18 protein-coding genes and 1 pseudogene are annotated in these 26,432 nt (G+C 57.2%); 17 read left to right on the top strand and 2 right to left on the bottom strand.

Annotated features, from left to right (window positions below; genetic code table 11):
• The first annotated feature begins 857 nt into the window (after positions 1-857).
• The 5 genes from B0G52_RS28450 to B0G52_RS28430 all read left to right on the top strand — a co-directional run bounded on the left by B0G52_RS28450 (position 858) and on the right by B0G52_RS28430 (position 5,805).
• Entirely contained in the window at positions 858-1,856 is a 999-nt protein-coding gene (locus tag B0G52_RS28450) for a LacI family DNA-binding transcriptional regulator (RefSeq protein ID WP_094049672.1), read from the top strand.
• Positions 1,857-1,970: 114 nt separating this feature from the next.
• Positions 1,971-3,305 (top strand): ABC transporter substrate-binding protein, encoded by a 1,335-nt coding sequence (locus B0G52_RS28445; protein ID WP_158223912.1) that lies wholly within the window; start codon positions 1,971-1,973, stop codon positions 3,303-3,305.
• Positions 3,295-4,197 (top strand): carbohydrate ABC transporter permease, encoded by a 903-nt coding sequence (locus B0G52_RS28440; protein ID WP_233163155.1) that lies wholly within the window; start codon positions 3,295-3,297, stop codon positions 4,195-4,197. The genes B0G52_RS28445 and B0G52_RS28440 overlap by 11 nt, the downstream gene beginning before the upstream one ends.
• Before the next feature lies 1 nt (position 4,198).
• Positions 4,199-5,014, top strand: a complete 816-nt coding sequence (locus B0G52_RS28435) for a carbohydrate ABC transporter permease (RefSeq protein WP_094049668.1) — start codon at positions 4,199-4,201, stop codon at positions 5,012-5,014.
• A 29-nt stretch (positions 5,015-5,043) separates the two neighbouring features.
• Positions 5,044-5,805, top strand: a complete 762-nt coding sequence (locus B0G52_RS28430) for a 2'-5' RNA ligase family protein (protein WP_094049666.1) — start codon at positions 5,044-5,046, stop codon at positions 5,803-5,805.
• Between the two features lie 112 nt (positions 5,806-5,917).
• Here the strand turns inward: B0G52_RS28430 and B0G52_RS28425 are convergent, their stop codons facing one another.
• Both B0G52_RS28425 and B0G52_RS28420 read right to left on the bottom strand, forming a co-directional pair.
• Positions 5,918-7,321 carry a SpoVR family protein gene (locus tag B0G52_RS28425; protein WP_094049816.1) on the bottom strand — a complete coding sequence of 468 codons (1,404 nt, stop codon included), beginning with the start codon at positions 7,319-7,321 and terminating at the stop codon, positions 5,918-5,920.
• Positions 7,322-7,521: 200 nt separating this feature from the next.
• Positions 7,522-10,131 carry a LuxR C-terminal-related transcriptional regulator gene (locus B0G52_RS28420; protein ID WP_094049664.1) on the bottom strand — a complete coding sequence of 870 codons (2,610 nt, stop codon included), beginning with the start codon at positions 10,129-10,131 and terminating at the stop codon, positions 7,522-7,524.
• 192 nt (positions 10,132-10,323) lie between these two features.
• Between B0G52_RS28420 and B0G52_RS28415 the strand changes: the two genes are divergently transcribed.
• The 12 genes and pseudogenes from B0G52_RS28415 (at position 10,324) to B0G52_RS28365 (ending at position 26,332) form a co-directional block, all read left to right on the top strand.
• Positions 10,324-13,596 (top strand): S-layer homology domain-containing protein, encoded by a 3,273-nt coding sequence (locus B0G52_RS28415; RefSeq protein ID WP_094049662.1) that lies wholly within the window; start codon positions 10,324-10,326, stop codon positions 13,594-13,596.
• A gap of 164 nt (positions 13,597-13,760) precedes the next feature.
• Entirely contained in the window at positions 13,761-15,005 is a 1,245-nt protein-coding gene (locus B0G52_RS28410) for an eCIS core domain-containing protein (RefSeq protein ID WP_198960748.1), read from the top strand.
• A 283-nt stretch (positions 15,006-15,288) separates the two neighbouring features.
• The gene (locus B0G52_RS28405; RefSeq protein WP_094049660.1) at positions 15,289-16,110 is read left to right on the top strand and encodes an alkaline phosphatase family protein; all 822 of its coding nucleotides are present in this window, start codon (positions 15,289-15,291) and stop codon (positions 16,108-16,110) included.
• Positions 16,111-16,158: 48 nt separating this feature from the next.
• Entirely contained in the window at positions 16,159-17,151 is a 993-nt protein-coding gene (locus B0G52_RS28400; protein ID WP_094049658.1) for a histidinol-phosphatase HisJ family protein, read from the top strand.
• 77 nt (positions 17,152-17,228) lie between these two features.
• A pseudogene (locus tag B0G52_RS36365) lies at positions 17,229-17,963 on the top strand (sulfurtransferase TusA family protein); the annotation flags it as partial.
• A 39-nt stretch (positions 17,964-18,002) separates the two neighbouring features.
• Complete coding sequence (locus tag B0G52_RS28395) at positions 18,003-19,121, top strand: MBL fold metallo-hydrolase (RefSeq protein ID WP_233163159.1); 1,119 nt, start codon at positions 18,003-18,005, stop codon at positions 19,119-19,121.
• 13 nt (positions 19,122-19,134) lie between these two features.
• Positions 19,135-19,365 carry a sulfurtransferase TusA family protein gene (locus B0G52_RS28390; protein WP_094049654.1) on the top strand — a complete coding sequence of 77 codons (231 nt, stop codon included), beginning with the start codon at positions 19,135-19,137 and terminating at the stop codon, positions 19,363-19,365.
• Positions 19,366-19,402: 37 nt separating this feature from the next.
• Positions 19,403-20,197, top strand: coding sequence for a sulfite exporter TauE/SafE family protein (locus B0G52_RS28385; protein WP_094049652.1), 795 nt, complete (start codon positions 19,403-19,405; stop codon positions 20,195-20,197).
• Between the two features lie 20 nt (positions 20,198-20,217).
• On the top strand, positions 20,218-20,706 hold the full coding sequence (locus B0G52_RS28380; protein ID WP_094049650.1) for a DsrE/DsrF/DrsH-like family protein: 489 nt from the start codon (positions 20,218-20,220) through the stop codon (positions 20,704-20,706).
• Positions 20,707-20,788: 82 nt separating this feature from the next.
• Complete coding sequence (locus B0G52_RS28375) at positions 20,789-21,055, top strand: metal-sensitive transcriptional regulator (protein ID WP_094049812.1); 267 nt, start codon at positions 20,789-20,791, stop codon at positions 21,053-21,055.
• Positions 21,056-21,253: 198 nt separating this feature from the next.
• Positions 21,254-24,766 carry a choice-of-anchor I family protein gene (locus B0G52_RS28370; RefSeq protein ID WP_094049648.1) on the top strand — a complete coding sequence of 1,171 codons (3,513 nt, stop codon included), beginning with the start codon at positions 21,254-21,256 and terminating at the stop codon, positions 24,764-24,766.
• A gap of 24 nt (positions 24,767-24,790) precedes the next feature.
• Complete coding sequence (locus tag B0G52_RS28365; RefSeq protein ID WP_094049646.1) at positions 24,791-26,332, top strand: S-layer homology domain-containing protein; 1,542 nt, start codon at positions 24,791-24,793, stop codon at positions 26,330-26,332.
• Positions 26,333-26,432 lie beyond the last annotated feature (100 nt).

Below are 26,432 nucleotides of genomic sequence, written 5' to 3'. Positions count from 1 at the left end.
CCACATTCTCGAATAGGTACGTAGTGCCTTTCCTCTCCTTTTACCGGTATCCCGTCCAGTCAGGTTGGTCGTATGCCTCCTGTGAGATCGGCCATGACATGTTCTCCATTTGTCTTTATCCCGACAGCTCAGAAATCTGGTTATAGCGTTAGAAGCTATCCCGTTTAATCAGTCGATCATCCTCACGGCGGTGAATCAGCATTCAGCAGCTTGCTGGCTATCCCAATGACTCGGTTTGAGACCATACCTTTGAAAAAGAACGAGATTGTTGAGTAAGGGAATGGTCTGATTTCGTTCGGAGAGGAGCAGGATCATCCAGGTTTAAGGGAGTGTTTCCGTGAGGCTCGAGTCAATCTGCCAGACTAGGAACGGCCGCTAGGCTTCGTAAGTTCAGGAAAGGTGATGGTGGAGGAATGGATGCAATCCACGAACAGCGAGACGTGACTCCCAACTGACTCAAAGGGATAGCGGCAAAAGGGGAGAAAGCGTAAGGCAGCGGAGCGTGAACTGACCGGAAGGGATAGCGGCAAAAAGGGGCGAAAAAGCGGTAGGACAGGTATGGCATGAACTGACCGGAAGGGATAGCGACATAAGAAGTGGGAAGTGGAGCGGGAGGAAGCAGACGGACTGACGGAAGGGGATAGCGTGAAAAGGGGAAAGAAACATCATCTGGCGCACAGGGGGACGGGTTTATCGCGAGCACCCGCACAAATTGCACACAGGTTTTACATTCCAATAATACCCGGGTAATAGAGCCGCCTTATGCTGGAAACAGAACAAGCTTCTACCGTCAAAATTGACACCGGTGACATCACACTCCTCTTTTCTACAGCTTATCGTTAAGGAGATTCGTCGGCATGGAACAGAAATACACGATCCGGGATATCGCGCGAATATCGGGCTTTTCCTTCAAGACGGTGTCGCGGGTCATCAACGAGGACAAAAACGTGAAGTCAAGCACGCGGGACAAAATCCGGCAGGTGATCGCGGACACGAACTTCAAGCCGAACATCTACGCTCGGAATCTGAATCAGAAGACGAACAAAAACATTCTCGTATCAATCCGGAAAACGCACGGTCAAAATACGACGCAATGGTTCGACTACCTGATGTCCTTCATGATTCGGGAAGCCAACGCCAAAAACTATACGATCCTCCAGGAGGTGATCTACGACGACTTCGACCTCGGCAACTCCATGCTGGAGAAGTCGGGAGGGTATATCGATGTTCTCGTTCTTTTTTACTTGCAGGAGAACGACAAGCGCATCGAGCTGGCGGAGAAGAGCCGCATTCCTTTCATCTCGTTCGAGAAGAACCCGCTGGCGCCGTTGTCCATCTCCAACAACAATCGGTCGGGCATGCGGGAGGCGGGAGAGTTCCTGTTCGGGAGAGAGCTGACTTCCATCTGCCTGCTGCTCGGAGCGGAGATCGACGTCAACGTGGAGCGCGCCGATGCGATCAAAGAGGTATACGCCCGCAGCGGCATTCCGCTCGAGCGGCTGGAGGTCGTCTATGGAATGAACAATCTGGAGACGATCAGGCGGTTCGTCGATGGCAGAATCGAGCAGGGCAATCTGCCCCAAGTGTTTTTCGTCTCCGGGGACGAGAAGGCGATCGCGGTGTACAGCTCGCTGCATACCCACGGCCTGTCCATTCCGCAGGACGTATCGGTGATCGGTTTCGATAACATTCCGATCTCGCAATATTACTGCCCTCCGCTGACGACGATGGGCCAGGATTTCGAGAGATTGGCCCGCGAGATGTTCGCGGTCATCGGCAAACTGATCGACGGGGATAAGAACGTCGCGTCCGTCCAAGTGGAGCCGCGGCTGATCGTTCGAGACAGCGTACGCTGACGGCTGGCTCTGATTATGACCTGGATCGGCTTTCCAGACTCGTGTTGACACCGGTGTCTAAAAGGGCGCCGGCCTCAATAGATAAAACCTAAAACAAGAATAGGAATGGTGATGATGACTAAAATTCAACGTTCGAAGCTGCTCGTCGTGCCTTTGCTTCTGCTTGCCCTGCTTGTCTCTGCGTGCGGCAAAGACAACAACGCCCCAAGCAGCGGCGCATCCGCCTCTCCGGAAGGCGGGGCAACTCCGCCGGCCGCATCCGCCGAAGCCGCTTCGCCCTCGCCCTCGCAGAAGCCAGTTACGCTCGAATTCTCGACCAACGCATCGGGCGGAACGCTGGAAGCGTTCAAAGAGATCGTCGCCGGTTTTAATGACAGCCATCTAGGCATTACCGTTGAGCTAGCTGATCTCGGTAAAGATTTCAACACATTGATGACGGCCAGGATGGCGAACAACGATATGCCCGATTTGTTCTCGACAGCCGGCTGGTCCGTGCGCAGATTCGGCGAATATTTGCTGCCGCTCGGAGACCGGGCGTGGGCGGGCCAGGTGGCGGATTCGATCAAGCCGGTCGTTGCCGATTACGGGGGCAAGCTGCTGGCGCTGCCGATGGACATCGACGTCAGCGGGATGATCTACAGCCAAACGATTTTGCAGCAGCTCGGCTTGTCCGTTCCCGAGACGTGGGAGCAGTTCCTGGCCGCTTGCGAAGCGATCAAGAAAGCGGGCTATACGCCGATCGCCGTAGCCGGCAAGGAGCAGTCCGACATCGCCGGCATGCTCAGCCGCGTCTCTCTGTCGCTGCTCGTGCAGAGCGGGAACAGCCATAAGAGCGCCTTCGAGCAGGGCTCGTTCGACTGGAAGGAGTTCGGCGCCGTAACCGATTTCGTCCTGAATCTGAAGGCGCAAGGCTATTTCAATGCCGACTATCTGACGGCGGACAAGGCGACGATCTACTCCGAATTCGCCAAAAACAACGTCGCCTTCGCCTTCCAATCGAACCAGACGATCGCCGAGATCAAGAAGCTGAATCCCGACGCCGACGTGTCAATGATGCGCATTCCGGTCGGGGATGCGAGCGCCAAGCCATTCCTGATCAGCGGGGAGCGGGACTCAGTCGGCGTCTGGAAGGACACGAAACATCCGGAGCAGGCGCTCGCATTCATCGATTACCTGGCCCAGCCCGACAACGTGCGCAAGATTGCGGAAGCCTACTCGCTGCCTGCCGGACTGAACGGCGTCAAAGTCGATCTCGGCACGCTGCAAGGGGTGTTCGACCAATATCAGGACGCGCCCGTCTCCAATCATTTCGATCGGCAGTATCTTCCGAACGGCATGTTCACGACGCTGGGCAACGTCGGTTCCGGCCTGCTGGCCGGCACGATGGATGCCGCCCAGGTCATCGCCGCGATGAGCGAAGATTATACGCGACTGTCGAATGCGAAGTAATGTCAACGCGTTGAATCGAAGCCGGCTGGCCGATCGGCTGCAGATTGCCGCAATGTATGCGCCGGCGTTCGTGCTCTTCGGCCTGTTCGTCTTCTATCCGCTGATCAGCGGGGTGCGGATTTCGTTCACGGATTGGAACGGTTATTCCCAGAGCTATTCCTTCATCGGATGGGATAATTACCGGAAGCTGTTCGCCGATTCGAACATCCGCACCGCCTTTGTCAACACACTGATCTACGGAGTCGGTTCCGCCGTCATCCAGAACGTATGGGGGCTGCTGTACGCGCTGCTGCTGAATCGGAAGTTCGCGGGAAGAACGCTGGCGAGAGCCGCGATCTATTTGCCGGTGATGATCTCCGGCTTGATCATGGGCTACATCTGGTATTTCATGCTGCAATACAGCGGCGGAGCGTTAAACGATCTGATGAGCGCGCTCGGGCTGGCGCGCGTCGACTGGCTGGCCGATCCCAACCGGGCGGTCGGACTGATTCTGTTCATCACGTCGCTGCAATACGTCGGACAAGCGATGGTCATCTACTTGGCAGGCTTGCAGACGATTCCTCAGACGTATTACGAAGCCGCCGAGATGGACGGAGTTCGGGTGTGGAGCCGCTTTCGGCATATTACGCTGCCGCTGCTGGCGCCGGCGATTATCACCAACGCGACGCTTAAGCTGATCGGGGGCTTGCAGCTCTTCGATCTCGTCATGGCGCTGACCCGCGGAGGACCGGGCTTCAGCACTCATTCGGTGTCGACGATGATCAACTACTTGTACTTCGCCAGTCAGAACGCCGGCTATTCCGCGACGCTGGGCATCGCTCTGTTTCTGACCATTATGACGATCACGATCGCGATCAACCGATTTTTGCGCAAGAGGGAGGTGGAGCACTGAGATGAGCCGCATTCGCAAGCTGGCGCTGCCTCCGCTCGGGCTGATTCTCGGCGTCATTCATCTGCTGCCGCTGTACATCGCGGCGTCCGTCGCCTTCAAGCGAACGACCGATCTGTCTTCCCGATGGAGACTGCCGGATTACGTTTACCTGGATCACTTCAAGAACGCTCTGCTTGACAGCAATCTGCCGCGGGCATTCGGCAACACTTTCATCCTCACCGTATCGACCGCTGTATTGCTTGTCGTCATCGGGTCCGTATCGGCTTACCCGCTGGCCAGAATTCATTCCCGGCTGAACCGGCTATGGATGAACGTCATTCTCGGCGTCATGATGGTTCCGACGCTGAGCGTCATCGTCCCCCTGTACTCGGTCATGCGCGATTTCGGCGCGATCAACGCTAACTGGGGCATCGTTCTCGTGCTGACGACGTACAATTTGCCGCTGAGCATTTTCCTGTACGCCAACTTTATCCGCACGATTCCGCGGGAGCTGGACGAGGCGGCCAAGGTGGACGGCTGCGGGCACTTCAGGCTGTTCTACAGCATCGTTCTGCCACAGCTGAAGCCGGTGACCGCCGCCGTGCTGATCCTGAAAGGGCTCAAAGTGTGGAACGATTACGAGTTCCCGCTCTACTTCTTGCAGAAGCCGCACAACCAGACGATTACGCTGGCGATCTCGCGCTTCTTCTCCGACACTTCGTCGGATTTCGGCTCGGCTGCCGCGGCCGCGTTATTGGCCGTCATCCCTGTTACCGTGGCGTTCCTGGCGCTGCAAAAGTACTTTATTTCCGGTTTAACGGACGGAGCCGTCAAGTGACGGCAATACGCAGGAGGAGTGGATTTCAGTTGGATTATCGGACATATTCGGATCGCTTGATCTCCTTGTTCGAGCGGCAGATGAACGATCTGCCGCTGCCGTGGACCGTATCGGACCGGCTGCTCCGCAAGGTGACCGCAGACGGAGAGATGATGCCGTTCTACGGGGCGACAACGGTCATTATGTTGTCGGACAAGGACCGCAACAGTTGCTTGGACGTTCGCGACCATCTTTTCGGGAAGCACGGCGACCGGTTCGTCGCGCTCGCCCCGCATACTTACCATCTGACGATTCACGCCTTGAGCAACGCGTACAACGTAGACGGCGACGACGGGATGATCCGGCACAGCATCGAGCGAACGGAGCCGCAGGTGAAGACCGAATTTCAACGAATCGCCGCGCAGTTCGGGGATCGCTCCATTCGCATGAGAGCGCTCGGCGTCAGCACCGGAGGGAAGGACATTATCGGTCTCAAGTTCGTGCCCGAAGCGAAGGAGGACTGCGAGCTGCTTATCGATCTGTTCGACAGGCTGGAAGCCGTCTATCCGCTTGGCGAGTCGTTCGTGCCGCACGTCTCGCTCGGGTATCATCGGGTCGGGCCGCACAGTCCGGAGGAAGTCATCGCCCTGTACGATACGCTCCGCCGGATCAACCGGGAGCTGGAGATGACGATCGAGCTGGACGTCTGCGAGCTTGTCTACCAGCATCACTATCATATGAACGATTTTCGGGACGTCTTTGCCGTGAAGGATTTTGCGGCTCTTCCGGAGAGGGAGGCGAACGGAGGATGAGGAGATGGGAATCCCTCGTCTCTTCCGAATAACGCTGAAGGGGCTTCCCGTAAGCAAGCGAACTCATGCGAAGTTTCGCTTACGGGTTAGCCCCTTCGACGCCTTTTGCCCGCTACACGCTGCGTCGGTTCGTCTTCTTGCCGTCACATGTGAACAGCACTTTTTTGTCGTCGCAGAACGTCTCCAGATGCACGTTCTTGCCCCACAGCGAGACGAGGTAAGGGAGCGTCCGCTCCACGTATTTGAGGTCGAGTTCGGTACCCTCGTATCGATGCGTCACGTACAGTTCTCCAGTCCGCTGGTAGTCCGCATCCGTCACCTCCAGATAGGGGAAGCCGCCGTTCACGCGGGAGAAGACAAGCTGGTCGCGCACGTTCTCCCAGCCTTTGTCGGTAATTTTCCACTCCTGCCCCTTTTTCTCGAAAATGTACAGATCCAGTTCCTCCGTCAGCTCCTTCGTCAAATAGTTGCGCAGGAAGGAAGCGTCGGAATCGAGCTCGCGCACCTCGAATATTTTCTCGCGGCCGAACCTCTTCTCGATGTCCTCGAATATTTTAAGCCCGAGATAGTACGGATTAAGCGAATGCTTGGAGGGCTGCACGACCGCCGAATTCAGCTTGGCGTATTCGACCGTCTCTTCGCTCGTCAGCGGCAGCTCGCGCATAATTCTCTGGTGCCAGTAGGAGGCCCAGCCTTCATTCATGATCTTCGTCTCGATCTGCGGCCAGAAGTACAGCATCTCCTCGCGGATGATGCTCATGATGTCGCGCTGCCAGTCTTCGAGCACGGGAGAAAATTGCTGGATAAACCAGACGATGTCCTTCTCCGGGCTGACCGGAAAACGTTTCGGATCGTCATTCTCCTCCTGATCCGCCTTGCCCTGCCCGTTCGCTTCGTAGCTCTCGAGATCCCACAGGTCGTCGTACGGGGAGGAGAGGCGGCCCGCGTTTCTCTCCTTCTTCTCCCTGCGCTGCTGCGCCTCCATGTAATGCTTGCGGTCGAGGCCGTACGGCTTGCGGATGACGGGATCGACGTGCTCCTGGATCGCCATGACCGCATCGAGGAAGCGTTCGACCTCCGCCGTGCCGTATTCGATCTCGTATCCGCTGATGCGCTCCGCGGCGGCGGACATGCTCTCCACCATATTGCGGTTGGAGATGGAGAAGCGGGCGTTGTTCTTGAAGAAGTCGCAGTGGGCGAGCACGTGGGCGACGATCAGCTTGTTCTGCACCAAGGAGTTGCCGTCCAGCAGAAAAGCGTAGCACGGATTGGAGTTGATGACGAGTTCGTAAATTTTGCTGAGACCGAGGTCGTACTGCATTTTCATCCGGTTAAACGTCTTGCCGAAGCTCCAGTGGCTGAACCGCGTCGGCATGCCGTAAGCGCCGAATGTATAGATGATGTCCGCCGGACAGATCTCGTACCGCATCGGATAGAAATCGAGCTCGAATCGTTCCGCAATTTTCGTAATGTCCGCAATCGCCGTCTCCAGCTCAAGTTGTTCCTCTTCGCGCATCATGTTAAGCCAAGCCCCCTGTCCTGAACAAAAATTTCACCACCTTATGTATATGTGGGAACCGGCGGGAGTGTGCTTGGAACATTGGGGCTTTGAGCAGGGTAAATTCTATTCTTCGGATGAAGCGCAATTATAAATATTAAAAGGCTGCCTAGTTCAGGGAACTGGGCAGCCTTTTTTCTTTGGAAGGTTTGTCGTCGCTACTCCAATGTCTTGCTCTGTCCGGGCCGCGAATACTGCCGGACGGCCTGCTTGCGGTTGGCGACGCCCAGCTTGCGGTAAATGTGCCTGCAATGCTTTTTGACCGTTTCGACGGAGATGGACAAGGCGTCGGCGATCGTCCGGTTGGACGCTCCTTTCGCAAGAAGCCGGTAGACGCGATGTTCCTGGCGGGTCAGTGAATCCGCTGCGGCGGAAGGAGCCGTCTCGGCTTCGAACAGGTCGTCTCGCGGAACGGCTTTAAGAATAACGTTTGCGAATCGCGCCAATTCCGTCTGCTTCGCCGCGCGGCAGTCTTTGCGGAACTGCTGCAGCAAATCGGTCAAAGCTTCGCAATCGTCGACGACCATCTGAACGTACCCCTGCGAGAGAGCTTCGGACAGGGAACGGCTCAGCTTTTCGAGCGCTTGTCCGGTGTCTCCTTGTTTGCGATGGATGTGCGCCAAGATCAGATGGATCTCGATCAGATCGCGAGGGTGGTTCGCGGTCAGGGCGGCGTGCAGCAGCTTCTCCGCCAATGCCAACGCTTCGGCGAGCCGGCCGAGAAACAGGTAGGCTCGCAGCAGCGCGAACGCTTCGTACATCCGTTCGTACGGGATGGGGGATACCGCTTCGATGGCCGGCGCCGCCGCCCATTTGCGCACATGCCGAACGTCTTGCTCACGGATGCGCAGCTTGACCTCGCAGGCGTCGACGACGGCCAGCCTTTCCCCCAGCTTGCGCTCCATGAGCTGGTTCCGGGCTTCCTGAAGCGCTGTCCATGCCGCTTCCTTCTCCCCTTTGCGCCATTTGAGCTGCGCCCACGCGACATAGGCCGGCACGAACAGCCCCGGATCGTTCAAGTCCAGACCGAGCGTTAAGCCCTGCCGCAATTGCTCTTCCGCCAGATCCAGCCGGCCCTGCTCGTAATAGCACTCTCCCAATCCGATCCGGATGACGGCGAAGCTCGTATCTTGGCGGCCCCAACGAGGCAGGCAGTATTCGAACGTCGCGAGAGCCGACGGCAGCACGCCGTAATGCGCGAATTTGCCTCTAAGGATGGAGGCGGTATAGGGGTGCAGGAAGACGGAGTGGCGGTGCAGCCGCCCGGGACCTTCCAGTTCTCTGGCCGTCCGCTCCATATAGGCGATCCCAAGCTCGGCTTCCCCTTTGGAAAAATGAATCATGGAACGAAGAGCGGACAAATATCCGCAGAGCGGTTCGTCGGTTGAGGGAAGCTTGACGTTCGGGTCGGCGGCTATGATTGCGGCGAGCCGGTCGGCAGCGTGCTCGGCGGCATGAATTCTGCGCGCGTGAATGAGCAACTCGGCGTACATGAAGAGCAGCCCCGGCCAGCGCTCGAACTCCGCTTCGGTGAACCGCTCCAGCAGCGGGAGTAGCTGTCCTTCGCGCAATACTTCGTGCGCATATTGGAGGAGGATGCCCGCGGCCCGTTCCCGATTCCCGCCGGCCCATTCATGCTCCGCCGCATGAACGTAACGCCCCTCCTCCTCGGCTCGACGAGCGTTCTCCCGCAGCACCGCCGCGTACGTATGCGCATCTCTCTCCTGCAGCTCCCGTCTCAGAACCGACGCGAACATCGGATGCAACGTATATTGCCCTGGCCGGTCTCCGCATGCGAAAACAAACCAGCCTTGCCGCGACAGTTCAGCGAGCGACGGCTCGGGCTCGCTGCCTCCCCCAGACATTGCGGGCAGCGTATCGTCCAACGGCCTGTCCGCCATCGCGAACCTCGTTAGCGCAGGCAGCAAGGAAGGAGGGGCTTCGGAGAGCAAACTGCGGAAACAGGCCGCTATTGCTTGATCAACCCGGCTGTGGCAGGCAGGCTCGCTGTCGACATAGCTCTGTTCCCGGATGAGCGGGAGATAGGCGTTAACGCCGACGAACCAGCCCAGCGCGCGAGCGGCCAATTCCCGCATTTCCGTCTCCCGCAAGCGGACGCCGGACTGACTGAGAACATAGAGCTGCAGCTCTTTGCCCGTGAGTGCCAAATCTTCGGCCCGGAGCACTTGGCTTCCGCCTTCTTCGGCTCTCGGAAACCCGGCTTCCGGGACTCGTCTGCCCGATAGGACGACATGCAGGTGCAGCGGTCCGAAGCGAAGGAGCAGCGTCAGAAAACGAACGATATCGGGATCGGTAATCGCCTCGAAGCCGTCGAGAACGATCATGAACTGCCGTTCGGTCCGTTCCAGCACGGCAATCCAATGGGCCGCGAAGGCTTCCAGCCCGGCGGTCAGCCGCTCGGCGTCCATTGCTTCCAGCCATGCCGAATACTTGTCCCGTTCGGCGTCGTCAGCGAGAACAGGACAGGCCTGAACGAAGTACAGGAGAAATCGCTTCAGCTCGTTGTCGGCCGCGTCCAACCGCAGCCAGCCGATCGGATGAGGCTGTTCGGCCGCCCACATCTGCAGCAGAGAGGTTTTGCCGTATCCGGACGGAGCCGCGACGACGGTCAGCTTGCATTTCCAAGCTGCGTTGAGGAGTTGATGAAGCCGCTCTCTGCGAAAGGGGTGCGCGAGAGGACCGGGCGGACTCCATTTCGATCGGAACAGCGGAGCGGCTCCAAGCTCGGGGAACGTTCTGCTATTCATAGTGTCCCTTCCTTTTTATAGGCTCTATATTGCTAAATATATCAAAGCAGGTGAAGATCGGAAAAAGGGGTATAACGCCCTTCAATTAAATACCCCCTAGAGGGAATAGAACGGATGCTTGATGCTGAATTATACTAAAAAATGTAAGGTTTTGTCCATGCTCGATAGAATTCATGGAGGGAAACAGGATTGATGAAAAAGACGTTTCGGTACGCTCTTATTATTATGTTGGTTTTTCAGACGATTTCGCTAGGGTGGCGGACGGGTGACGTGCATGCGGCGTGCAGTCCGGAAGGAGACGGTTCGAAGGAATGTCCGTTCATCGTGACGGACGCCGCCGGGCTGTCCGATATTCGTCTCAATCTGTCGGCTCATTACCGGCTGGGAGCGAATATCGATCTGGCGGGGTACGATTACGACGGGGCCGGACCGGATGTCGGCGGGTGGATGCCGATCGGCGCAGTGAGCGATACCATCGGCAATGCTTTTACAGGAACGCTGGACGGGAACGGCTATGCCATCCGCAACTTGACGATCGATCGGCCGTCGATGCACTATGTCGGACTTTTCGGATGGGTGGGCATGCCAACCGGCCCGCTCGATGAGACCGGGCTGTGGAACGTCCGGCTGATCGATGTTCGGATCAGCGGCCAAGAGACGGTTGGAAGTTTGACGGGCAATCTGCTCAAAGGCACGATCGAAAATTCGTTCGCGACCGGTTCGGTCGCCGCCTCGGGCAGCAATGCCGGAGGATTGGCCGGCGTTACGCAAGGATTGATTCTCAATTCGTACGCGGTCGTTCATGCGAGCGGACAGACTAGAGTCGGCGGCCTGGCGGGCACCAATGTCGGTATCGTTCGAAATTCGTTCGCTGCAGGCAGCGTAAGGGCGGTCGGCGATGAGGCCGGCGGTTTGACGGGATATGCTCTCTCTTCTTCCGACATTCAGGACTCGTATGCTTCGAGTACCGTAAACGGAGCTCCAGGCCTTATAGGCGGTCTTGTCGGTCGAGGCGGCGGCGGCAGCTCGGCTTCGCGATCCTTCTGGAATACGGACACGTCCGGCCTGACGGGGAGCGCGGGCGGAACCGGTCTTACGGCGGCGGAGATGAAGGAGTCCGGCCCTTTCGCCGATTGGGATCCTGCGATATGGGGGTTCCGTCCCGGCGAGCTGTATCCGTACTTGCGCGCGTTCGGGATGGGGATGGCTATCGATCCGCTGCCCGCGGCAACGTACAGCCTGCACCCTGGGCAGGATTCGCTGTCGGTGACGGGCAGCCTGTTTCACGAAACGCTCGGCGAGCCGCTCACCGTCAAATACGACATTCGGAACAGCGCGAACGTGTCCGTTATCAGCGCCGTCTACGGAACGATCTCGGACGGTGGCGGCTCGCTGCCGATCAATCGCAAGTTTTCGCTGTCCGGATTGAGCGACGGAGATTATACGATTGCGGTTACGGCCGAGGATACCCGCAATACGGCGGTCGGGGGAACTCTCGCGTTTAAGGTGGATACGACCGCTTCGCAGCCGCCATTGATCGGCTTTGGAACGAACGGAAGCGAGGCATGGGCGCAATCGGCCTCGACCTCGGTAACGGTAGGCGACAGCGGCGGAGGAATAGACGCTGCGACGCTGCAGTATGTGTGGTCGACCGACCCGGCGGCTCCCTATGCCGGATGGAGCTCATTCTCTAACGGCCAGACGTTGTCGAAGAGCGGAGTCGACGGAGACTGGTATTTGCACGTTCGGGCGAAGGACGGTACGGGCAATCCGTCGAACGCGACGTCGAACCGCTTTCGGGTGAATTCGTCGTCCGCGGTGTTAAGCGGGCTGACGCTTTCGGCGGGGGAACTGGACCCCTCGTTCTCAGGAAACACATTCACTTATGAGGCTCGCGTAGGATACGGCGTATCCAGCGTGACTGTCACTCCCGTTGCCGCGCATGAGCAGGATACGATCGAGATTAGCGTCAACGGAGGCGCTCTGCAGACGGTTGCAAGCGGCATCCCAAGCAGCCAGTTGGCGCTTCGCGAGGGAACGAACGGGATCCGCGTCAACGTCACGGCGCTAAACGGGACTCAGAACATGTACAGCATATCCGTGTACCGGACTTCGTCAAGCACCGGTTCCGGTTCATCGTCTTCGGGGCCGGCAGCCGTTCCGGATAAGGACAAGAAGCCGGTCGTCGCCATGGATTCCGATGGCGGGGTAATCGTGACGGTGAACGCGGACATGATCAAAAAAGTCGCGAGGCCGGAAGGCGATTACGCGGAACGGGTCGACCTCGATCAGGAGACGTTGGACAAGGCGCTCGATTTGCTGCGGCAAGCCTCCAAGCCGAGATTGACGATCGCGGTGGATGATTTCGAACGGGAGGTCCGGGTGCCGTTGCCGGCCGAATGGCTGGCGCGAACGGACAAGGTCGTTCCGAAGGCCGTCATCGACGTGAGGCTGAACGGCTCCAGCGTCAAACTTCTCATCGGAGCGCTGGACCTGGAAGGGCTGGCAACGCGACTCGGCTCGGAAGCGAACAATTTGAACATCAACGTAACGATGGAGCGGGTGGAGGGACTGATCGGTCGGGAACTTGGCCAAGCGGCCTCCGAGAGCGGCGGCCAAGTGATCGGGACCGCCGTCTCCTGCCGGATTGCCGTGGAGACGGCGGTCGGCAGCAGGACAAGCATCAGGGATCTCGGCGGAACGGATGCGGTTCTTGCCATTGCGCCGGGTGAAATCCGTCTGCCGGACAACTGGACGGCCGTGCGCTACGATCCCGTCGCCCGAACGATCTCTTTCGTTCCTGCAGTAGCGGCCACGCGGACGGACGGCAAGCGGGAAATTGCGATCCGCGCGCCGCAAGAAGGCATATACGCCTTGCTGGCGACCGACCGCGCCGCATTCGTCGATCTGGGCGGACATTGGGCGAAGGCGGACGTCGAGCTGCTCGCGTCCAAGCTGATCGTCCGCGGCGTAGCGGAGCGCCGTTTCGCGCCGGATGCGGCCGTGACGCGGGCGGAGTTCGCCGCGCTGCTCGTTCGCGCGCTCGGCTTGCCGGCCAGTTCGAGCGGAGGGGGCGCAGGATTCTCGGACGTGCCGACCCAAGCCTGGTATGCGAGCGCGGTGGAAGCCGCCGTCCATGCCGGATTGGCGAACGGCACGGCACAAGATCGGTTTGCGCCGAACGAGCGGATCACCCGCGAGCAGATGGCGGTCATGGTCGCCAAGGCGTTGATGCTGGCGGGCGGTCAGGGCGGCTCGGCGAATCCGGGAAGCGCAGACCTAAGCGGCTTCCCGGATCGGGACGCCATCTCTCCGTGGGCGCAAGCTTCTGTGGCGCAAGCCGCAGCCGCGGGCCTTGTCTCCGGCATGCCGGACGGCACGTTCGCTCCTTCGGCAACGGCTACCCGGGCTCAGGCGGCTGTGCTTCTGAAGCGGCTGTTGCAGCGCGTCCAGTTTATCGATTAGCGTCTTCCCGGCTTGCGGCTCATCCGCTGGCCGGGAGAATACGCCGTTTTCCAATCGTTTCAAGGGGGAGATCGTGATTGAAATCCCGACTGTCCGCAAGCATGCCGAAAGCTCGAGCCTCCCGGCATCCGCAGGCTTCGCCGCATCATGGAGAGGCCCGCCTTATGCACTTGCAACAAACGATTGGCAATTCTGCCGTATCGCAGCTGATGCAGACTTGGAAGCGCGGACCCGATTCCGGCGTAGCCGAAGGACAGACGCAGGCCAACGATACCGGAATGCCCGACTCCTTAAAGGCCGGGCTGGAAGGTCTGTCGGGCATCGATCTGTCTGACGTGAGAGTGCACTACAATTCCGATAAGCCGGCGCGCATTAACGCGATGGCGTATACGCAGGGCAGCGAAATCTATCTCGCCCCCGGACAAGAACGGCATTTGCCGCACGAAGGCTGGCACGCGGTGCAGCAGAAGCAGGGCAGAGTGCAGGCCACGGTTCAGGCAAAAGGGATGCCGGTCAACGACAGCCAGGTTCTGGAGCGGGAAGCCGATGCGATGGGAGAGAGGGCGTCGCGCCATACGTCGGCGGGCGCAGGGAGCGGCAAGAGAGATGCCGCGGTCGACTCGACCGCTCCCATAGGTTCCACGAACTCCGCCAATCAGCCGATTCAGGGCATGTTTGTGTTGACCAGAACGTACACGCCCAACGACGACAACGTCAGAGCTTTTCTCGGCGAGGATGAGATCAAGCTGGTTAGAGGCAGAAATTACGTCGTAAAGGGCTTCGATTTTAACGGCAACGTTATTCTGCATGAATCCCAATCGGGCCGCTCGTTCAGCATCAATAGAGATCTCGACCATTTGTTTTCCGTCGTACCGGACGAAGGAGAAGAGGTCGAAGCCCCCGTACTGCCGCAGCCCGAGCACGACCAACCCGACCATCAACAACTGGTGCGCCAGCAGGAGCAGCAACAGCCGCTGGCTCCAACCTTTATCGGCTTTTCCGAAGAGATTGCCGGCTCGTGGACGCCGCAGATTTTCGAAACGGGCTGTTGGCTGGCCGTAATGGCCGTCATCAGCGGGAAGACGCAACAGCAAATGCAGGAAGAGTTAGGATGGGGCGACGACGCGTTCTATACGGTAACGTCCAATCAATTGGCGGAGTTTGCCCAGCTTGTCCAATGCCCGATCACTGAAATAACTAACGATCAATTAACCGCTGAATTCGTCGCTCAGACGCTTGGCGAAGGCAATCCGATCGGGCTCGGCGTCCCCGACCACGCGATGATTCTGTTCGCCATCTCTTCGGATCTTTCGCTGGTGCGCATCTGGGATCCGGCTAATTGCCGCATTCAGCAAATTTCGTTCCAGCTTATGAAGAAACATATCGAGGACGCATTTGTAAGAAGTTAGAACGGTCGATTCAGGAATCCATGAGACGGTCTCCAGCGGAGATGCGTCTCTTTTTTTCAATTATTGTTGATTTTAACGCTGCATTTGCTGTGGCTGCTTCGCGGCGAAAGCCGGACTGTCGGAAGCAATCGTGCGGCGGACGCCGCAATCTCGTAAATTTTCCGCATATTTAACATGTATTTAACGCAAATTTGTTGATTCGTTAATCTTTGGACAGGTATAATACAGAAAACAAGGAAGTAAAACAATTAAAACCAAGGAAAAACAACAGGAGGTTTTATACTTGTCCAAAGTCATATTTGTCGTTCTGGATGGATTGCGTTACGACACCGCGGTAGCCCAGCTTGGATACGTCTATCATTTGGTGGAGAAAGGGAAAGCGGCGCTGTACAAAGTCAAGTCCGAGCTGCCCAGCCTGTCCCGGCCTCTGTACGAAGTGCTTCTGACGGGAACTCCGAGCTGGCAGAACGGCATCACCTCCAACCAAGTCGTCCGATTGTCCCATAACAAGAGCTTGTTCCATCTGGCGAGGGAGAGAGGGCTGACGACGGCCGCCGCCGCTTATCACTGGGTCAGCGAGCTGTACAACAACGCTCCGTTCGACTATTTGACGGACCGCGAGCAGCACGACTTGGACAAGCCGATTCAACACGGAAAATTTTACTTCGACGACGTCTACCCGGACTCCCACCTGTTCCTCGACGCGGAATATTTGAGAAGAACGTACGATCCGGATTTATTGTACATTCATTCGATGAACATCGACGACGCAGGACATAAGTTCACGTCGGATTCGGCGCAATACCGCGGCCGCACGCTTGGCGTCGACAATATTTTGGCGCAGCTGTTGCCAATCTGGATGTCGGAAGGCTATCATATCGTCATTACCGCGGATCACGGCATGAACGAGTTCGGCCATCACGGCGGAACGGGCGCGGCGGAACGGGACGTTCCCCTGTTCGCGATCAGCCCGTCGTTCGCTCCGGGCATCTATACCGACGACTATGTGCCTCAGCTGTTCGTTACGCCAATGGTGTGCAAGCTGCTGGGCGTAGAGCCGACTGCGGTCATGACTCCCGGTCCGATTCCGGGTTTCGCGGGCTAAAGCTCGGAACAGAGGAGCCCTCGGGGCTGCGCACAAGGAGGAAGGGCAATGAAAGTCGATTTCCATTTTCATCTGGAGGAGGGGCCTTACTCCTTTAACTGGCTGCAGAGAACGGCCAAAGCGCTGGAAGTCGTGCCGGGAGAACCGGAGCCGCGCGGGGACCGAAATACGCTGCAGTGGATGGAGCACCAGATCGAACGTCTGAAACAACGGCTCGACGAGGGCGGCTTTGCGGAAAGATGGATGGAAGCTTATTTGATCGAAGGTCGGAAAAAAGGCATCGAGCGTTTCGGCATGGTCGACCATCTGTATCGGTTCGAAGAGTTTCGCGGCTATTATGAAAAATATATTCTGATGGACGACAGCGAGTTGGGGCGGCTGCAGCGCTACTGGTTCGACAGGGTGCGGATGTGCTCGATCGAGGATTTTCTGGGCGCGGCGCGCAACATGCAGGCCCAAGGGCATCCGCTCTCCATCGGCGTGGAGGCCGATTACTTCCCGGGCGGAGAGGCGGAGCTGAAGGCGCTGCTGGATCGGTACGAGCTGGATTACGTCATCGGAAGCGTGCATTTCCTGGACGGCTGGGGGTTCGACAACCCGGAAGTGAAGGAGATTTACGAGAGCAAGGATTTGCTGGAGCTGTACAAATATTCGTTCGAGCACGTCAAGCAGGCGGCAGACTCCGGATTGTTCGATATGATCGCGCATCTCGACAACTTGAAGGTGTTCGGCTACAGGCCGGACGAGAGCCTGCTGATCGATTTGTACGACGACCTCGCCGCGGCGCTGAAGCGTGCAGGCGTGGCAACGGAGATCAATACGGGTCTCGCTTACCGTTATCCGGTCAAGGAGATGTGCCCGAGTCCAAGTCTTCTGGCCAAGCTGCACGAGCACGGCGTTCCGATCACGCTGAGCTCCGACTCCCACTACCCGGACGACATTGGCACTTTGCTGGACGAAGCGGCCGAGCTTGCCAAGCGAACGGGCTATACGGAAATCGTCTACTTCGAGAATAGAAAACGGCTGACTTTGCCGCTGTAACGCGAATCGTTGCAAGCCGCCCGCTCCCTTCGCCGGAGCTTGGGGCGGCTTCTTCGTGCGCGGGGACGCCGGCTCGTATGTGCGGGAGACGCCTGGGCAAGGGGCGAACAACTTTTGTTCCTGCGGCGCCGGCGGACAGTGTTTTCGGAAGTCCGTTGACAAATGCACGTTTTGTCTTTATGATCAATAACATACCCTATAGGGTATTATTTTATGCACTCAAACATACCGTGCGGGGTATAAAAAGGAGGGCTCGGAGAATGACGCGTTCAGTCGTCGCGAATCAAACGTTGGATTGCAAAGGGCTGGCTTGCCCGATGCCTGTCGTCAGAACGAAGCAAGCGCTGGAGACGTTAAAGCCGGGAGAAGTGATCGAGGTCCAGGCGACGGACGAAGGTTCGCTCGCAGATCTGCAGGGCTGGGCCAAGGGAACCGGACACCAGTATTTGGGCACGCTGCGCGAAGAGGGGGTGCTGAAGCATTATATCCGCAAAGCTTCGACAGAAGAGACGCGCGAGGAAGAGCCGTACTCTCCGGCAATCGGGAATGAGGCGCTCCGCGAGCTGCTCGAGTCCGCCGCAGACCGCGGGAAGCCGACGATCTTGGACGTCCGCGAGCCGGCGGAGTTCGCCTTCGGCCACATCCCCGGCGCGGACTCCATTCCGTTCGGAGAGCTGGAGAACCGGCTCGGCGAGCTGGACCGCAGCCAACGGATCTACGTCGTATGCCGCACCGGCAGAAGAAGCGCGATGGCTTGCCGGATGCTTCAGGAGCATGGATTCGGCGCAGTCAACGTCGTGCCGGGCATGTCCGAGTGGGAGGACGAAACGCGGAGCCGCCAAGCCGCCCCGATGACGCCCGGGGAAGTGGCGCGCGCCTTGATCGGACGCAAACCGCTGTTTGTTCTGGACGTTCGCAACGGCGACGCCTACGCGGATTGGAAAATCGAAGGACCCAGCATCGTAAGCGCCAACGTTCCTTACTTCGAACTGCTGGAAGGTCCCGAACCTGCTCTGCCGCTTCTGCCTGAAGAGGGAACGATACTGGTCGCCTGCGCCAAGGAAGGCTCTTCCCGTTTCGTTGCCGATCAACTTGCGGAGTCAGGTCGCAACGACGTGCGTTACTTGGAAGGCGGCATGAAAGCATGGAGCGAGCACCTGGAGCCGGTCAAGATCGGAGACCTGAACGGCGGCGAGCTGTATCAGTTCGTACGGCCGGGCAAAGGCTGCCTGTCGTATATGATCGTCTCGGAAGGCGAAGCGGCCGTCGTGGATGCGCCCCGGATGACCGGTGCGATCGCCGGATTCGCGCAAGAGAGGGGCGCGGTCATCCGCCATGCGATCGACACCCATCTGCATGCGGATCACATTTCCGGCGGGCGGAAAATCGCCGAAGAGGCCGGAGCGACCTACTGGCTGCCCGCCAAGGACGCGGATGAAGTGGTATTCCCCTACGAGCCGCTGGAGGAAGGGCGCACGATCCAGGTCGGCCGCTCGGAGATCGCCATTCAGCCGATATACTCCCCGGGGCATACGATCGGAAGCACTTCGCTTATTGTCGACGACCGGTATTTGCTGAGCGGAGACATTCTGTTCGCGGCTTCGATCGGCCGTCCGGATTTGGCTGGCCAAGCCGAAGCCTGGTCGGGCGATCTGCGCAGAACGCTGTACGAAACCTACAAAAGGCTGCCCGCTCGCCTGATCGTGCTGCCGGCCCACTACGGACAGCCCGAAGAGCTCGCCGAAGACGGGAGCGTATCCGCGAAGCTGGAAGATTTGTATGCGAACAATCCGGGGCTGAACATTGCGGACGAGGCGGTTTTCGATGAGGCCGTCACGGCGGATTTGCCCCCTCAGCCGAATGCCTACAAGCAAATTCGCCAGACCAACATGGGGCGATTGACCCCGGACGAGGAAGAGCAGCGGGAAATGGAAATCGGACCGAACCGCTGCGCCATTCACGACAAATAGGAGGAACAGAAATATGGCTAACATCGATTTGACTGTGGATACGAAAGGTTTGGCTTGCCCGATGCCGCTCGTTAAGGCGAAGAGAGCGCTCGACGGAATGCAGGCTGGGCAAGTGCTGGAGCTGCTGGCGACGGATCGGGGGGCTTTGAACGACTTCCAGGCATGGGTTAAGCAGTCCCCGAACGAATGGATTTCGCACGAGGAAACGAACGGCGTTTTCCGTTTTCTGATCCGGAAGGGCTGAGGCGTCCGCGCCCCGCACAAGGGAGGTGCTCGATGCGATGGCGTTCGACCTGGACCCGGGTTTGGCCGCGCTGCTGTTTGCGATCGGTTTTGTCGGCTCGATGATCTCGGGCATGGTTGGAATCGGCGGCTCGATCGTCAAGTACCCGATGCTGCTCTACATTCCTCCTGCGCTCGGCTTTACGGCGTTTACCGCCCAGCAGGTGTCGGCGATCAGCGCGATTCAGGTATTCTTCGCGACGCTCTCCGGAGCGCTCGTGTTCCGCCAGGGAGGCTACATCCACAAATCGCTCGTCATCGTGATGGGAACGGCGATCGTGGCGGGCGGCTTCGCCGGAGGTTACGGTTCGCAGTGGCTGCCCGACTCCGCCATTAATGCGACCTATGCCGTCTTGGCGCTCATTGCGGCCGTGATGATGTTTTTTCCGAAACGGGCAGATGAAGGCGGGGGCGATGCTGCCGCTCTGAGCTTCAACAAGAAGCTCGCGTTCGCGCTCTCCCTGGCGATCGGAATCGTGTCCGGCATTGTCGGAGCCGCGGGAGCGTTCATCACCGTGCCGGTCATGCTCGTCATCCTGCGCATTCCGACGAGAGTCGCGATCGCATCCTCGCTCGTCATCACGTTCGTCTCGTCGATCGGCTCGACGGCGGGCAAGCTGATGGGCGGCCACATGCCGCTCTGGCCTTCCGTCGTCATGATCGTCGCAAGCTTGATCGCGGCCCCGATCGGGGCGAGGATGAGCAAGAAGATCGGCACGAAGACGCTGCAATGGATGTTAATCGCGCTTATCTCGGCTACGGTCGTGAAAATATGGACGGACTTATTATTTTAACGACAGGGGGAATTCAATTCATGGAAGTTACGACGGACAAGGAGCGAACGACGATCGTACTGTTCAGCGGAGAGCTGGACAAGGCAATCGCGGCTTTCATTATTGCCAACGGGGCGGCCGCTTACGATCATGACGTGACGATTTTTTTCACCTTCTGGGGGCTTAACGCGATGCGCAAGGACGAGGTCGTCAAGACCGACAAGGGCTTGCTGGAGAAAATGTTCGGCTGGATGATGCCGCGGGGAGCGAGGAAGCTCGGACTGTCCAAGATGAACATGATGGGCATGGGGCCGGTTATGATCAAGCACGTCATGAAGAAGCACAACGCGCTCACCCTGCCGCAATTGGTCGAACTGGCGCAGGAGCAAGGGGTCAAGCTGGTCGCTTGCACGATGACGATGGATCTGCTCGGTCTGAAGCGAGAGGAACTGATTGACGGCATGGAGCTGGCGGGAGTGGGCGCTTATCTCGGAGACGCGACGAGGGCCAAGGTGAATCTGTTCATCTGACCTGGCACGGCTTTCTTTTTTGGACTATAATATACCCATCTAGGTATCATGCGCGTCGACAAAGCGAAGGGGGGCGATGGAATTGGCATACGAATACAACGACGATGTGAAAAAGAGGCTGAGAAGGCTGGAAGGACAAGTTCGCGGGGTGCTGCGGCTGATGGAGGAACGCAAGGATTGCAAAGACGTCATCACCCAGCTGTCCGCCGTCCGCAGCGCCGCCGACAAAGCGATCGCGACGATCGTGGCCGAGAACCTGGAGCAATGCATTCTTCAGGAGCAGGCTTCGGGCGGGGACACGAAGAAGATGGTCCAGCAGGCCGTCGAGCTTCTCGTGAAGAGTCGGTGACGAAGTCAGCAATAGACCGAAGATCAGAAATGGCGATGCGGGGATAAACTCCCTCAGCATCGCCATTTTTTTGTCTGAACCGCCCCCCGAAAGTTTAACATGCGCTTTACAAATGTCAGGGATTCCTGTTAATGCAGTGCTTGTACACTGGGAAAAACAGTTTGTCAGGGAACTACTATTTTTAAGGAGATGGCAAAAATGAGCATATCCAAACCGAAACGCATTTTATCGTGGGTGCTGATTGTATGCATGACATTAGGCTTGTTTACGGGAGCAGCTCCGTCCCTCCAGGCCAGCACGTCGTCAGGAACGGCTCTGGCGAGTATGGTTCACACGGCGAACAATGCCGTGGCTGAGTTTGACCGTGTGGTGATTCCGGGATCTTCTCATTTCGCCGCAACTTCCGGAGTGTTCCAGAACGATTCCAGACTGACTGCATGGAGCGAGAATCAGCAGGTTCTGATCGGATATAACGGTGACGTCAGGACGCCTGTTGTTTTCAACAATGGTTCTACAATTAACGGCTGGCAGTCTGCAGATTCTGCAACGGTGGACGCAGACGTTACCGTTGCCAACGCCTCGGCGTTCCAAATTCAATTCAAAACCGCCGGTTACGAGAACATCAAGTTCTCCAGCTCGCAGAAATCCACGGGAAGCGGCCCCGAATCTTTCGCGCTTGCCTACAGCATAGGCAACCCGACAGGTCCGTTTACGCCTATTGCGGGCTCCAAAATCAACGCTCCCAAAGAGGCCGTCACAGATGCTTATTCCGATCTTCGTCCGGCTTACAGTCATTTTAATCTTCCGGCGGAACTGAACGACAAGAACGAAGTATATCTCAGAGTCTACCTGGTAGACAGTGCGATAAGCGGCACTAAAAACGGCAACACTTCGATCAACGACATCGTCATCACCGGCGATGCGACAGCGGGCGGTGCAGTCAACGCGGAACTGATGGGTTTAAGGTATGAGGCGAATAACGCCGCAGCCGCTTTTGACTATGAGACTGTTCCGGGCACTTCCCATTTTACCGCTACCGGCGGGTTGTACCAGGACAATTTCAAACTGACCGCGTGGAGCGAGAATCAACAGGTTCTGATCGGATATGCCGGCAGCAACAGGACGCCTGTTGTCCTCAACAATGGCTCTCTGTCATCAAATGGCTGGCAGTCGGCAAACTCTGCAACGGTAGACGCAGACGCTACCGTTGCCAACGCCTCGGCGTTCCAAATCCAATTCAAAACAGCCGGGTACGAGAACATCAAGTTCTCCAGCTCGCAGAAATCCACGGGAAGCGGCCCCGACTACTTCGCGCTTGCCTACAGCATAGGCAACCCGACTGGCCCGTTTACGCCTATTGCGGGCTCCAAGATAAACACTCCCAAAGAAGCCGCCACAGATGCTTATTCCGACCTTCGTCCGGCTTACACTGATTTTTCTCTTCCGGCGGAACTGAACGACAAGGACGTAGTATATCTCAGAGTCTACCTGGTAGACAGTGCGATAAGCGGCACCAAAAACGGCAACACTTCCATCAACGACATCGTTATCACCGGCGATGCAATAGGCAGCGGCGGAACGCCGATCACGGAATCCATGATCTCGGCAATAGCGGGACAAGCCTTCAAGGGCGCTCCCATTGAACCTGTGGTGACAGTAACCGACGGAGGCACGCCTCTTATTGAAGGTGAGCACTACACTCTTTCATACAGCAACAACACCAATGTGGGGACAACTGCGCAAGTTACCGTCACTGCGAAGCCGGGCGGAGGATATTCCGGTTCAGCGAGTAAAAGCTTTGCAATCACTTCGGCGCTTCCCGCTACTTACGGCACAAAGATGATTCATCTGGGCAGTTATTCTGTCGGCGATAAGCATCCAGACGGCGGCGTAGCCGAAATCGTGGCGTATAACAAAGACAACCAAAAAATGTATGTTATTAGCGGTACAATACAGGCGTTGGACATCGTACCTCTTGCCGATATTACGGCGGGAGAGCTTAACTCCTATGCCTATGAGAAACGGGTTAACATTGCCTCGATTGGAACGGCAAATGGTTTTTCGGCCGGCGACATGACGAGCGTGTCCATCAACACGCGCCTGAAGGCAATTGCCGTCAGCGTACAGCGGGGAGACTATTTGGCGGATTCCGACAAAAACGGGTATATCGTATTTTTGGATTACGACGGCAACTATATCGCACATTACGAGGCAGGAATCCAGCCTGATATGATCGGCTTCAGCCCCGACGACCATTATGTGATGACCGCCAACGAGGGCGAGCGCAGAAATTTTGGACCGGGGTCGGTTGACCCGAAGGGTTCGGTCACGATCGTTGACCTGCGCAGCGCAAACAATCATGACGACCTTAGAAACCTTACGACTGGCAAGGTGACCACAGTTTATTTTGACAATTACGACGCTGCTGAAGCACGGGCTCAACTGGTGGCCGACCTTGTGCTTCTGAAAACAGGCACCGCACCCTCGGTGGATCTGGAGCCGGAGTACATCACGTTCTCTGCGGATAACTTAACGGCGTATGTTTCCCTGCAGGAAGCCAATGCGGTTGCGACATTTGATATTGCTGCCAAGACATTCACTTCGATTAAAGGCCTGGGATTTAAAGATCACAGTCAGCCCGGAAACGAGCTCGACTTCCGAAACGACGGAATCGTCAACATCAAGAAAGAGCCTGTGTTCGGCGTCTATATGCCAGACGGCCTCGCCACCATCAACATCGGCGGCGTCCAATACGTACTGACTCCCAACGAGGGAGAATCTCGCAGCGACTGGGCTGGATACAAAGACATCAACGAGGGCAGTTCTATTCCCGGACTCGGGAATGTAGGCAGCGCCGAGTGGTTGATCAACTCGGAGCGCGAGGTATTGAAAGACAGGCCGGATGACATCTTTACGATGGGCGGTCGTTCCTTCTCGATCTGGAAGGCTTCCGATCTGTCACTTGTCTATGACAGCGGCTCCGACTTTGAGCGGATTACGGCTGAACTTTTCCCGACTATTTTCAATGCGCACCACAGAGCTAACGGCATGGAGGCCAGAAGCCCGCGGAAAGGCCCCGAACCGGAAGATATAAAGGTTCTTCAAGTCGGTTCCAAAGCTTACGCATTTGTCGGCCTGGAACGTATTGGCGGCTTGATGATGTATGACATTACCAACCCGGCGGCTCCTGTATTTATAGATTACTTTAACAACCGCAATCCTTCAAAAACGATGGATGACAATGTAAATGATCTCGGCGCCGAAGGGATCAGCGTCATCTCCGCCGAGAACAGCCCTACCGGGTGGCCGATGGTGCTGGTAGCGAATGAAGTTTCCGGTACGGTTACCATTCTGCAGATCAACGAGGGTTATACGGGCCCTTCTGACGACACCTTCAACATTGAAATCGGTCAGGAGAGCCAAGGGGGAATCGGCTATAAGCGCGCTGTCAGCGTGAACACGGCCGATATCTCGAATCTCGCGGGTATGTATCTGCTCACCAAAGTTACGGAGACCGCAACTATCGGCGGGCAAGCTGTAACAACCGTTGCGAGCAGTATCGTTTCTTTGAGAGGCGATGGCAGGGACGATATATTCGTCACGTACGCCAAACCCAATGCCGGTGTGGAAGTGTGGCTCTTAAGCGGATCTCCTGATTTGGTCGGAACCACTATCGGCAAAATCGAGGCTTATAACGGAGCGCTTAAATAATATAGCCAAGGAGGAAAATCTGAAATGAAAAAAACAATATTGCTCCTTGCGATTATATTATCGATGTGCTTGGCCGCAGTTCCTCTTTCGTTAGCGGCCGTTAATCCGCCGACTGTAACGGCAAGCTACTCCAACAGCGTGATAACCTATAAGGGGACGGGGTTCACGCCGGGTTCCTACATCGTCAGATTGCTTGACGGCAGTTCTTTGAAAACAATGACCGACGTCACGGTGAGTTCAGACGGCAGCTTTACGGCTGCAGACAAAATCACGCTAACAGGTTCAAGCTATACGGTGTACGTCAATGACAGAGACGGCGGTCTTGCGGCAACCGGTACGCTGACTTACGTTCCTCCCGGCGGCGGAAGCGGGGGCGGAACAACTCCGCCTGCAACTATTCCCGACAGCGGCAGCGGGAGCTCCGCAGCTTTTCCTGTAACGGTGAATGATATCACCGGCGAGGTTTCAGTGGTTCTGGACGAGCAAGCTATAGAAGCTTTGATCGCCGACGCGGATTCCGCAGTCACACTCGACCTTTCCGGAACAAAAGAAGTGACGGCAGCCGTATTAAGCATGGAAGCCGTGCAAGCGTTGAGCAAGAAAGGGGTTGCCTTGGCAGTCAAATTCCCTGTCGGGTCGATCACTCTCTCGCTGGAAACATTGGCTTCCCTGGGAGCTGTGACCAAAGTCGGCGAAACCGTCAAGATAAAGGCAGCAGTCGTGGAGCAGAAGGATCTTAAGGGGATGCAGAGGGCGCAAGTCAAAGGCTATGGAACGGTGGTCAACATCGACGTGTTCGTAGGCGGCAAGAAGATCGACGTTCCGATCACGGTCAACCTTCCGTACACGCTCAAGCCCAACGAGAATCCCGCTGCCGTCCGCGCGTGGTACTTGGACGACAACGGGAATCTGACCGATTTGAACGGTGTGTATGACAGGAACACGGGCTTGATTACATTTGCCGTCAATCATCAGAGCTATTTTGTCGCAGGCTACGAACCGGCAACACTTTGGGCAAACCCATTTAAAGACATAGCCAAAGGCGCGTGGTACTATGACGCGGTGGCATATGCCAACTACTATGATCTGTTCGCCGGTTACGGCGGCGGGATGTTCGCTCCGGAGGACAGAATGACCAGAGCGATGTTCGTAACGGTGTTGTGGAAACTGGAAGGTGCCCAGGCGCCAAGCGGTTCCGGAAAATTCATCGACGTTGTTCCCGGCGCATGGTATTACGCTCCTGCGCAGTGGGCGGCTGAAAACGGCATAGTGCGCGGTGTCAGCGATGGGAAATACGCTCCCAACAGAGCGATCACTCGTCAGGAAATGGCGCTTATGCTGATGAACTATGCGAATTTCAAAAGCTATGACCTTATCGAGAACCGCTCTCTGCCAAACTTCGTCGATTACAACCAAATCGATACGTGGGCGGAAACGGCGGTGCGTAAACTGTCAGAGGCGGGTGTTCTGAACGGCAGCAACAATGGATTTATGCCGCAAAGAGACGCAAGCCGCGCCGAGGTAGCGCAGATGTTCAAAAACTTCCTGCGGTTTGTTGCGAACTGACAGGAGTCGCCAGGAACGGCAGAGGGGCGTATTCACCTGGACGGAAGCTTTACGGAATCACAGAACCGGGCAGTCCGGCATCTCAAATGCCGGGTTGTCC

It is taken from the genome of Cohnella sp. SGD-V74, from assembly GCF_003001675.1.
In the GTDB taxonomy this organism is placed as follows: domain Bacteria; phylum Bacillota; class Bacilli; order Paenibacillales; family Paenibacillaceae; genus Cohnella.
The sequence above is the reverse complement of the archived record's forward strand: the minus strand, read 5'-3'. Positions and strand labels throughout refer to the sequence as shown.